This is a genomic window from Rhizobium sp. RHZ01, from assembly GCF_014851595.1.
Lineage (GTDB): Bacteria > Pseudomonadota > Alphaproteobacteria > Rhizobiales > Rhizobiaceae > Rhizobium > Rhizobium altiplani.
In genome coordinates this window covers 1-10,127 of the sequence record NZ_JACUZZ010000060.1, presented here as the reverse complement: position 1 = coordinate 10,127, position 10,127 = coordinate 1, and the positions used below count along the sequence as shown (strand labels likewise).

The following is a 10,127-nucleotide window of genomic DNA, read 5'->3' as shown; positions in this document are numbered from 1 at the left end:
GGAGCAGCCCGGTAGCTCGTCAGGCTCATAACCTGAAGGCCGCAGGTTCAAATCCTGCCCCCGCAACCAACAAAACCTGAATATTTGCCAGTCAAGTCGCCTCACAGAAAGCTCCTCCGCATAGGCGTCGAGGAGCTTTTTTTTGGACTCCGTGTCGATTTCTCAAGCCGCCAGGTTCGCCCAAATTCGCATGTGTTTCAGCAGCGACACAACGCCCAGCCGAAGCCCAACACGAAGCTTTGCCGCTGACTGCGGAGCCGGAATACAAGTTCCACCTTCGATCGAGGATTAGAGTTCGCCTCAACAGTAACCGTCAGGCTGGGGCAAGATTGCACCGCGATAAGTCATGCCGATTAAGTGTGAGGGTCTTGCTGGCATGATCAAGGTGGCTTTATGCGGCGTAGGTTACTGGGGGCGCAACCTGCTACGTGTCCTTTCCAGCAATCCTGGGATTCAGTTAGCCGCAATTGTTGACACGCGGCTGGAGGTTCGAGAACGACTGGCGCAATCGTTCCCGAGCGCCGCGATTTACGAAGACGCTTCGTCTGTCATTCTCGATCCAAATATTGATGCAATGGTCATCGCAACGCCGGTGTCCTCGCACTACTCGCTTGCTAAGGCCGGTTTGGACGCCGGCAAGCATGTGATGATCGAGAAGCCCATGTGCGGTTCAAGTGAAGAGGCGGAGGACCTGGTCGCGCGGGCCAAAGCCTATGGCTTAACTCTGATGGTTGATCACACCTTCCTCTTCCATCCTGCCGTTCGAAAGCTCCGAGATCTCGTTGCAAGCGGCACGCTCGGGCATATTTCCTATTTTGACTCCCAGCGCGTCAATTTGGGCCTTTTTCAACCGGACGTAAATGTGCTCTGGGATCTCGCTCCTCACGACCTATCGATCCTGGACTATCTGTTTGCGGCAGAGCCGGTTTCAGTGGAGGCCAGCGGGTATTGTCACGTCAACGACAAATCGCCCGATATCGCCTACATCACCTTGCATTACGAGAACTCTATGGTCGCGCACCTCAATCTGAGTTGGATGTCGCCGGTAAAAATGCGACGGATTGCTCTTGGGGGCAGCAAGCAAATGGCTGTCTGGGATGATTTGAACCGCGATGAGCCGGTCAAGATCTATGATTCCGGCATCACTATCCATTCCAATCAGGATCGCGAGATCAATCTTCCGAATTACAGAATCGGCGCGGTGACATCCCCGCGCATTTCCGGCCCCGAGCCGCTTACAGAAGTGGTTGAACACCTCCGTCGCTCCATCCTCGGGCAGGAGCGTTGCCAAACTGATGGTGATTTCGGACTGAGGATTGTCAGAACGCTGGAGCGGGCGCAGTCGGCACTGGAGCGCAGCTTGCAGCAGGTCGCATGCAGTAAGCGCAACACATTCAATATCATCGCGGCAGAGTGAGACGATGGAACAAAAGGTTAAACAATCGAACGCCTCAGATTTCCTAAGAGGGAAGCGCATTTTAGTAACCGGAGGCGCCGGCTTCATCGGCTCGCACATTGTCGATCAACTCATGGGCCACGAGGTTCAGGCCGTTGTGGCTGTCGATAATATGGTGCGTGGGAGGTCTGAGAATCTCTCTTCCGTTGCCGCCGACCCGCGCTTGCGGCTTGTAAACGGCGATATTCGTGACAATGCGCTCATGGACGAGCTGGTGCGAGACGCCGATATCGTATTCCATCAGGCCGCTTTGAGGATTACACATTGTGCCGCCGAACCCGCCGAGGCCTTTGAGGTTATGGGCCGCGCCACATTCGATCTTCTGCAGCTCTGCGTGAAACACAAAATTCAGAAGATCATCGCTGCGTCGTCCGCTTCAATCTATGGCTATGCTCCAGAATTTCCGACCACGGAGGCCGCAGCACCCTACGCCGATCGAACATTGTACGGCGGCCTGAAGCTCTTCAACGAAAAGCTGCTCCGATCATTCAACGATATGTACGGCCTTAACTACTGTGCGCTTCGTTACTTCAATGTCTATGGCACGCGCATGGATATCCACGGCCGCTACACGGAAGTCTTGATCCGGTGGATGGAGAGAATTGCTGCCAATCAACCTCCGATCATCTTTGGTGACGGCTTGCAAACCATGGATTTCGTGGAGGTTCGTGACGTCGCGTCTTCGAATATCGCGGCGGCTCTCTCTTCTGCTTCGGACGAAGTCTACAATGTCGCGTCAGGGGCCGAAGTTTCTCTAAAAGAATTGGCGCAGACGCTGCTCAAGATCATGGGACGGGAAAATCTCGGAATCCACCATGAACCTGCTCGCAACGTTAACCCAGTCGAGCGGCGGTTGGCCGATCCGTCAAAGGCGCGGGCGCAACTTGGTTTCCAAGTTTCGATCGGGCTGGAAGATGGATTGCGCGATCTGGTGCGATGGTGGCGGGATGAATGTGTCTCCGTGCTGGAGACGGCCAAGTGATCCCCCTTATGCGCCCAACGGTGGGTCCAGAAGAAGCAGACGCACTCGCTTCCGTCATCGCTTCCGGCTGGTTGACCCAGGGACCACAGGTTCTTGGGTTCGAGACGGAGTTCGCTGCAATGACCGGTGCCTCATATGCATGCGCGGTTTCCAACTGTACGACAGCGCTTCATTTGGCACTGGTGGCTGTCGGTGTTGGACCGGGTGACGAGGTGATCACGGTCAGTCACAGCTTCATTGCGACAGCGAATGCCATCCATATGTGTGGTGCCGAGCCGGTCTTCGCCGACATCGGTGCAGGTAGCTACAACATGGATCCGACCAGTATTGAGGTGCTGATATCGTCGCGGACTAAAGCCGTGTTGTGTGTGGACCAAATTGGTATGCCGTGCGACTTGCAGGCGATTTGCGCGGTCGCTCATGCGTATGGGCTGGCAGTGGTGGAAGACGCCGCCTGCGCCAGCGGATCGATGATCCTGGTCGATGACCAATGGCACCGGATCGGTGGCGTGCTCTCCGACGTGGCATGCTTCTCATTTCATCCCCGCAAGGTTCTTACGACGGGTGAGGGCGGAATGATCACCACGAACAACCCTGAAATAGACGCGAAGTGCCGCCTTCTGAGGCAACATGGAATGTCTGTCTCCGACCTCGCCCGTCATGCATCCAATCGTGTTGTGATCGAGACCTACACCGAGACGGGTTTCAACTACCGCATGACCGACCTTCAGGCTGCGGTTGGACGAGAGCAGCTAAAGCGTCTCGATGGAATTGTTGCCGAAAGGCGGAAATTGGCGAAGCGTTACGGCGAACTCCTGATGCCCGTCAACGGTATAATCGTACCGCAAGAGCCGAACTGGGCGAAATCTAACTGGCAGAGCTATTCAATTGGGTTGCCTGAAGGTGCAGATCGCGAAGAGGTCATGCAGGAGATGCTCGACCGAAAAATAGCGACCCGACGTGCAGTCATGTCCAGCCACCTTGAGGCGCCCTGGCGCGGGGCTCGGCATGCAGGGCTTTCCCGATCCGAACATGTCAGCGCAGCTCATCTCATACTGCCACTTTTCTCCGGAATGACGGATGCCGAACAAGTCAGCGTGGTGACTGCCTTGTCAGAGATCCTTGCTGAAAAGGAGTGGCCCAATGCCCATCGCTGACAATGTCGTTTTTGAAGATGACGTACTGGTTTTCCATCCAGATCTCGTCAATTTGTATGGCTGCACAATCGGCCGTGGAACACGGATCGGCACCTTCGTGGAAATCCAATCGGATGTCCATGTCGGTGCAAAATGCAAGATCCAGTCCCATAGCTTCATCTGCTCTGGTGTCATCATTGAGGACGAGGTGTTCGTGGGCCATGGCGTCATGTTCACAAACGATCGTTATCCGGCTGCGACAAACGCTGACGGTGCATTGCAGGGCTCGGAAGATTGGGTCTGCCTTCCCACCCGTATCTGCTCCGGCGCATCGATCGGAAGTAATGCCACGATTCTACCGGACATTGTAATTGGACGAAGGGCTATGGTAGCAGCGGGGGCGGTGGTGACCAAAGACGTTCCCGAATATGCCATCGTCGCGGGCAATCCAGCACGTGTGATAGGGTCTACTCGCGACATGTCGGAGAGTGGGCGATGAGTTCACAGACAACGGTACCTTTCGTCGATCTCTCTATCCAATGGGAGCAGATTCGCCATAATGTCATGCCGGAGATCGAACGGCTGTTCGATGCGAGCGCTTTTTGCCTGGGGCCATGGGTTGACGAATTCGAAAAGGCCATCGCCTCCTATCTTGAAGTCGATCACGCCATTGCCGTCAGCAGTGGCAGTGCTGCCCTGCATCTGGCGGTCATTGCAGCGGGCATAGGCCCGAGAGACAAGGTTCTGGTACCGGCCCATAGCTTTATCGGCACCTTGTGGGGGGTGATCTATCAGGGTGCTGTTCCGGTTTTTTGTGATGTGGAACGTGCTACGGGTACGATCGACTTTGCGGATGCGGAAAGGCGTCTGGATGGCGATGTGAAAGCAGTCATTCCGGTTCATCTTTACGGTCAGCCCGCAAATATGAAGGCAGCGCTGGAGTTTTCCGAGCGTCACGGACTGACAATGATAGAAGATGTGGCCCAAGCAATCGGCGCTCGTTACAACGGTCGACCGCTCGGATCGATGGGGTCAATGGGCTGTTTCAGTTTCTACCCGGGCAAGAATCTCGGTGCAGCGGGTGAAGGCGGCCTCATCGTCACGCAAGACGCCGACCTCGCTCAGCGGCTGAGGGCACTGAGAAATCACGGGCAGACGCAGCGTTATCTCCACGAACAGATCGGCTATAACTACCGCATGGATGGCCTGCAAGCGTTGGTCTTGAACAGCAAGCTAAGGCATCTTGATGATTGGACTGATCAGCGGAAGCGGGCCGCAGAACGGTATAGGGAGGGCTTGAAAGGCACGCCCCTTACGCTCCCTGATGTCGTGCATGGCGATCATGTTTACCATCTCTACGTCGTACGCACGGATCGGCGCGACGACCTACGGTCGCACCTTGATTCAAGAAGTATTCAGACCGGATTGCACTACCCCATTCCATTGCATCGGCAGCCTTGCTTGGCGCAAGTCGAAAGCGCCCAAAGTGAATTTCTTGCAACGGAAGAATTTGCCGGCCAGGGGCTGTCTTTGCCCATGTTCGCTGGCATAACCGCGGCGCAGCAGCAACAAGTCGTCGATGCAATTTGCTCATTTTTCGAAAAGGGTGAGAGATGACGGTGGCAACACAGCGCAGACGCGTTCTATGCGTGTTGCCGCAGCTCAATACGACCACAGCTCCAGTTCTCACAAATGTGGTCGACGAGTGGATTTACGCGCTTGCTCACCACTGCGAGGTTAGTGTTGTCGACCGCGATTTCGATTTCAAAGCCGTCTGCGATGAGCTGCAGCCCGATTTCGTCATATTTTCGGCAGTGCATTCCGGCAGACCACTACGGCTTAGCATCACAAACATTCATACCTACCCAGAGATACCGCGGGCGCTGTACTTCAATTGCGATCCACACGACCCGATGCGGCCACTCACGTTGAGCGCTCTCACTGAATACGGCATTGACACGATCTTCTGCTTCGGGTTGGAACATCTGCAGCATATGCCGGAGCTCTCGCAATTTGCCTGTTTCGTCATTCCGAAATTTGTCGATCCCGAGATATTCCATGACTATAACTTGGAAAAGATCATCCCCGTCAACATAATGAGTGGGCATCTATTCCCGAGTTTCTACCCGTGGCGGGCAAAGCTGACCCACGAGATTCAACACTTCTTTCCAACGCTAATTTATACTCATCCGGGCTATAGGCTACAGGACCGCAGGCCATTTGAGGTTCGTGACGCTAGATACGCTCAGCTAATTTCTCAAAGCTACTTTTCGGCTGCCGACACGACGCGACTGGACTACGTCGTTCGCAAGCACCTTGAGATACCAGCTTGCGGTACGGTTCTTCTTGCTCCTGACTCCGATCGTCTGAAAGAATACGGCTTTGTGGACATGCAAAACTGCATCATGGGCAGCGGAAAGGAGCTCTACCAAAAGATCAACGAGGTCAGCAAAGACCTCGATCTTTATTCCGACATCCGTAAAAAGGGTTATGAACTCGTCCACAGCCGCTATACGCGTCAGGCGTGGACTTATATTGCAGATTGGTACGAGTGCCGCCGCGCCGTTCGTTCAGGCGAAGTTGTCAGACAAATCAATTGGTTCGGCAAATTTGAGATCGTTCCAATGCAATCCCCTTCCGTAGTTTTCGTGAACGCGGCCGTTCCGGACAGCCCGATGTCCGCAGTGCTTCGTTCGGCCAGATCGGCAATTCTGGAGGGAGGAGATTTCAAGGAGGTCGCGCAGACCCTGAGAGAGCTAAGTACTTGGATTAGCCATATCGCCGAGCCATGGGTTCTGCTCGGCATTATCTCGCTGCTCGAGGGAGATGCAGGAGAGGCCGCCATTCTACTTAGTCGTCGTAGCAATCTCCAGGGCACATCGTCGCCGGCCTTGGCGCAGATGGATCCGGTCGAGATCGCTTGGCTTCTCCTCCTGAGTGATATCATTGGCGACAAGGATTTGAGGGTTTTCCTGCTTGAACAAGCCAAGACCGTCCCTCACGTTTCCATTAGGCGAACCAAATGGTTGATCGAGACAAACGAGCTTACGGATCCATCCAACGACGACTCGTTTGACGGACCGTTGCCTGGGGACTGCCTCTCGACTGCTTGGATTGGAAATGAGGACTTTGATAGTTGGCTTGATTTAATGGCGCGATTGTTCCGCGCAAATAGTCGCCACGATCGCGCACTCGATATCGAAGGTCTTCTTGCCATGCGTGTGAAATCGGTGGGGCGGACGACTACCGAAGCTGCAACGGTCTAGTCTTGGGCAAGAGCGATAGGTGGTGGAATATCACACGTGCGAGGCTACCGCGTCTTTGGCCCATTGTGGTGAGTTTATCTCAACGGTCAAAGTAGATAGAGCAAGTTCACTCATGATTGAAACATTGAGAGCACTTCAAAAAACGCTGCAACTCAAGAAGCTCGCGCAATTCCAGCGGCGCGTGTCCTTCGGCGATTTGATAACTGATCGTTGGGAAAATGCGCGTGAATATGGATTTGGTGAGGGTACATCCTGTTATGACAGTGCCCTCGTTATGGGAGAGGTCCGTGTCGGTTGCCATACCTGGATTGGTCCTGGAACGGTATTGGATGGGACTGGCGGGCTTTCGATCGGTGACCACTGCTCAATCTCCACTGGTGTTCAGATCTATTCACATGACACTGTGCAAAGAAGCTTAACACTGGGAAAAGCGCCGATCGAATATTCTCCAACCAAGATTGGCAGCGGCGTCTACATCGGTCCCAACAGCGTTATTTCTCGTGGCGTGACGATTGGAGATGGTGCGGTGGTTGGCGCGATGTCTTTTGTTAATCACGATGTTCCAGCTGGAAGTAAAGTCTGGGGCTGTCCTGCTAGAATCCAGACGTAGTATTGGCGTTGGACTTTGATCTGAACCCCGTGATGCAGCCACCGGCCCGCGCTAGCCTTTTGACACGCTGAGCGGCAAACACCGCGTCCCTAAACTATTTGGCGGTCGGCCGTATCAATGCATGGGATGATGGAGAGCCGTTTGTGTCATCGCTGATACTGTCGTCAAGCAACCGAAGAAAGAGAAATCGAACTGGCTACAGGTGCCGGACCGCTGCTTCTATATTTGCTCACTCGTCTGCATCGCCCAAAGAAAAAGTGCTCGACGTCCGCGGTGACCGCGCTTGGCGCAAAGCTGAAATTGTTGCCGCGAGGGTCGGCTTGAGGCCGAGACTTTACAAGTCTCCGTCCCATCAGGCCCTGCAACCGATACCTTCCCAGATACCCGAAACAATCGCAGCCAGATATCCCCGGCGGGCCAGAACCTCCGCGGCGACGGCCTTGCTAGAGCAGGGGCAAGCGAGTCGTAAAAGGCAATCTGCGCTTCCGAAAAGTCGATGCCGCCTCCATGGGACTTTCCCTTCTCTCCCTTGCAGGAACCAGAAGTCGAAAATTCCCGCTCCGACGGCTCAGCATGACAGGTTACGTCAGAATCGAAAATCGATTCCGATTTTAGAGGCCTTGCTCCGGGCATTTCACCCGCCCGAGTTGCCAGAGCTATTGACCAGCACGCGAGAAAAAGTATTCCTTTTGTCGACAAGAGGATACCGGCATGACTGATACCGACACGAAGTCCACTCCCGAACGCAAGCGAGGCTCCGGCGTCAAGATGGTTTACGACCTCTTGCGCGATGAGATCCTGGACCTGGTTTTACCGCCCGGCAGTCCGATCGATGAGGTGCAACTGGCCGAGCGTTTCAAGATGTCGCGCACGCCGATCCGCGAGGCGCTGGTGAGGTTGGCCGGCGAGGGCCTGATCGACACGCTGCCCAATCGCTCGACCATGGTATCGAATATCGATTTCCTCAATATGCATACCTTCTTCGATGCGCTGGTGCTGATGTATCGCGTGACCACCCGTCTGGCCGCCCAGTATCATCGCCTCGATGATCTGCAGGTGATCCGCGCGCATCAGGCCGACTTCGCCGCGGCGGTCGCGGCCCAGGACGCCCTGGCGATGATTGCCACCAACGCTGCCTTCCATTCAGCCATCGCCGAGGCAGGCCGCAACGCCTACTTCTCCGGTCTCTTCAATCGTCTCCTCGATGAGGGGCGACGCATCTTGCGGCTCTATTACCAGTCCTATGAAGACCGCTTGCCGCAACGTTTCGTCGACGAGCACGAAGACATTATCGCTGTCATCGCCGCGCGCGACAGCGAGGCCGCCGACCGCTTGGCGACGATCCATGCCGAGCAGATCGTGCAGCAAATACAGAAGCTTTTCGCGCGCGGCGGAAAACTGGATATCGCCCTCTGATCTGCTGCATAATTTTTGTCGACAAATAATATGCAAGTGATATAACCGCCGTCGAAGACACGGGGACCGGTGCCGGTGGAGGCGCGCGGCGATCCCTGCCCGTCCCGCCAGGCAATAGGAGTTTCGCAATGAAGGCCAAGATTTTCTCCGGTGTAATTCCGGCCCTGATGACCCCCTGCAAGGAAGACCGTACCCCCGACTACGACGCACTCGTCCGCAAGGGCCTGGAGTTGATCGCGCAGGGCATGTCGGCTGTCGTCTATTGCGGTTCCATGGGGGATTGGCCACTGCTGAGCGATGCACAGCGCATGGAAGGCGTGGAGCGTCTCGTGAAGGCTGGCATTCCGGTCATCGTAGGCACCGGCGCCGTCAACAGCGCCTCGGCTGTCGCGCATGCGGCCCATGCCCAGAAGGTCGGGGCACAGGGTCTGATGGTCATCCCGCGCGTCCTGTCGCGTGGTTCGGTAATCGCGGCCCAGAAGGCGCACTTCAAGGCAATCCTCTCGGCTGCCCCCGATCTTCCTGCTGTCATCTACAACAGCCCTTACTACGGCTTCGCCACGCGCGCGGACCTGTTCCTCGCACTGCGAGCCGAGCATCCGAACCTCGTCGGCTTCAAGGAATTCGGTGGCGCTGCAGACATGCGCTATGCAGCAGAGAATATCACCAGCCGCGATGATGGCGTTTCGCTGATGATCGGCGTCGACACGGCCGTCTTCCATGGCTTCGTCAATTGCGGTGCGACCGGAGCGATCACCGGCATCGGCAACGTGCTGCCGAAGGAAGTGCTGCACCTCTGCAACCTCGCCCAGGCCGCTGCTGCCGGCGACGCAGATGCCCGCCAGCGCGCGCTGGAGCTCGAGCAGGCACTGGCCGTCCTCTCGTCGTTCGACGAAGGCCCGGACCTCGTGCTGTTCTTCAAGCACATGATGGTATTGAAGGGCGACAAGGAATACACCCTCCATTTCTACGAAACCGACGCCCTGACCGATAGCCAGCGCGGTTACGTCGAAACTCAGTTCAAGCTCTTCAACACCTGGTACGCCGAATGGAGCAAGCTCCCGGGTGCCGTTGAGAAATACAAGGCCTGATTTTCAAAGGCTCTCAAATCGAAAGGCCCTCCGATTGGAGGGCCTCAGATTGCTGACAAACCCCTGGCACCGTCTGGGGGTTTGTGATTCATGGGGACATGTTGAAGAAACCTGCCCCCACCCAGACGGCTCTTGAGATGGTGACGCTCGACAGTCTGGTGCCGAAGGAT

Annotated in this window: 9 protein-coding genes; all 9 read left to right on the top strand. The window is 55.7% G+C overall.

Features of this window, described 5'->3' with window-relative positions; all coding sequences use genetic code 11:
• Window positions 1-376: 376 nt before the first annotated feature.
• The 9 genes from IB248_RS30575 (at window position 377) to IB248_RS30535 (ending at window position 9,957) form a co-directional block, all read left to right on the top strand.
• Window positions 377-1,417, top strand: coding sequence for a Gfo/Idh/MocA family oxidoreductase (locus IB248_RS30575; protein WP_018859724.1), 1,041 nt, complete (start codon window positions 377-379; stop codon window positions 1,415-1,417).
• Window positions 1,418-1,421: 4 nt separating this feature from the next.
• Window positions 1,422-2,438 (top strand): NAD-dependent epimerase/dehydratase family protein, encoded by a 1,017-nt coding sequence (locus IB248_RS30570; protein ID WP_169679580.1) that lies wholly within the window; start codon window positions 1,422-1,424, stop codon window positions 2,436-2,438.
• 8 nt (window positions 2,439-2,446) lie between these two features.
• Window positions 2,447-3,595: a DegT/DnrJ/EryC1/StrS family aminotransferase gene (locus IB248_RS30565; RefSeq protein WP_246779339.1), complete on the top strand. Its 1,149-nt coding sequence runs from the start codon at window positions 2,447-2,449 to the stop codon at window positions 3,593-3,595.
• Window positions 3,582-4,073: an acyltransferase gene (locus IB248_RS30560; protein WP_018859728.1), complete on the top strand. Its 492-nt coding sequence runs from the start codon at window positions 3,582-3,584 to the stop codon at window positions 4,071-4,073. The genes IB248_RS30565 and IB248_RS30560 overlap by 14 nt, the downstream gene beginning before the upstream one ends.
• Entirely contained in the window at window positions 4,070-5,191 is a 1,122-nt protein-coding gene (locus IB248_RS30555) for a DegT/DnrJ/EryC1/StrS family aminotransferase (protein ID WP_192242214.1), read from the top strand. Before IB248_RS30560 ends, IB248_RS30555 begins: the two co-directional genes overlap by 4 nt.
• Window positions 5,188-6,840, top strand: a complete 1,653-nt coding sequence (locus IB248_RS30550) for a glycosyltransferase (protein ID WP_192242213.1) — start codon at window positions 5,188-5,190, stop codon at window positions 6,838-6,840. Before IB248_RS30555 ends, IB248_RS30550 begins: the two co-directional genes overlap by 4 nt.
• 112 nt (window positions 6,841-6,952) lie before the next feature.
• The gene (locus tag IB248_RS30545) at window positions 6,953-7,450 is read left to right on the top strand and encodes an acyltransferase (RefSeq protein WP_083929922.1); all 498 of its coding nucleotides are present in this window, start codon (window positions 6,953-6,955) and stop codon (window positions 7,448-7,450) included.
• 711 nt (window positions 7,451-8,161) lie between these two features.
• Window positions 8,162-8,866: a GntR family transcriptional regulator gene (locus IB248_RS30540; protein ID WP_018859731.1), complete on the top strand. Its 705-nt coding sequence runs from the start codon at window positions 8,162-8,164 to the stop codon at window positions 8,864-8,866.
• A gap of 128 nt (window positions 8,867-8,994) precedes the next feature.
• Entirely contained in the window at window positions 8,995-9,957 is a 963-nt protein-coding gene (locus tag IB248_RS30535; protein ID WP_018859732.1) for a dihydrodipicolinate synthase family protein, read from the top strand.
• Window positions 9,958-10,127 lie beyond the last annotated feature (170 nt).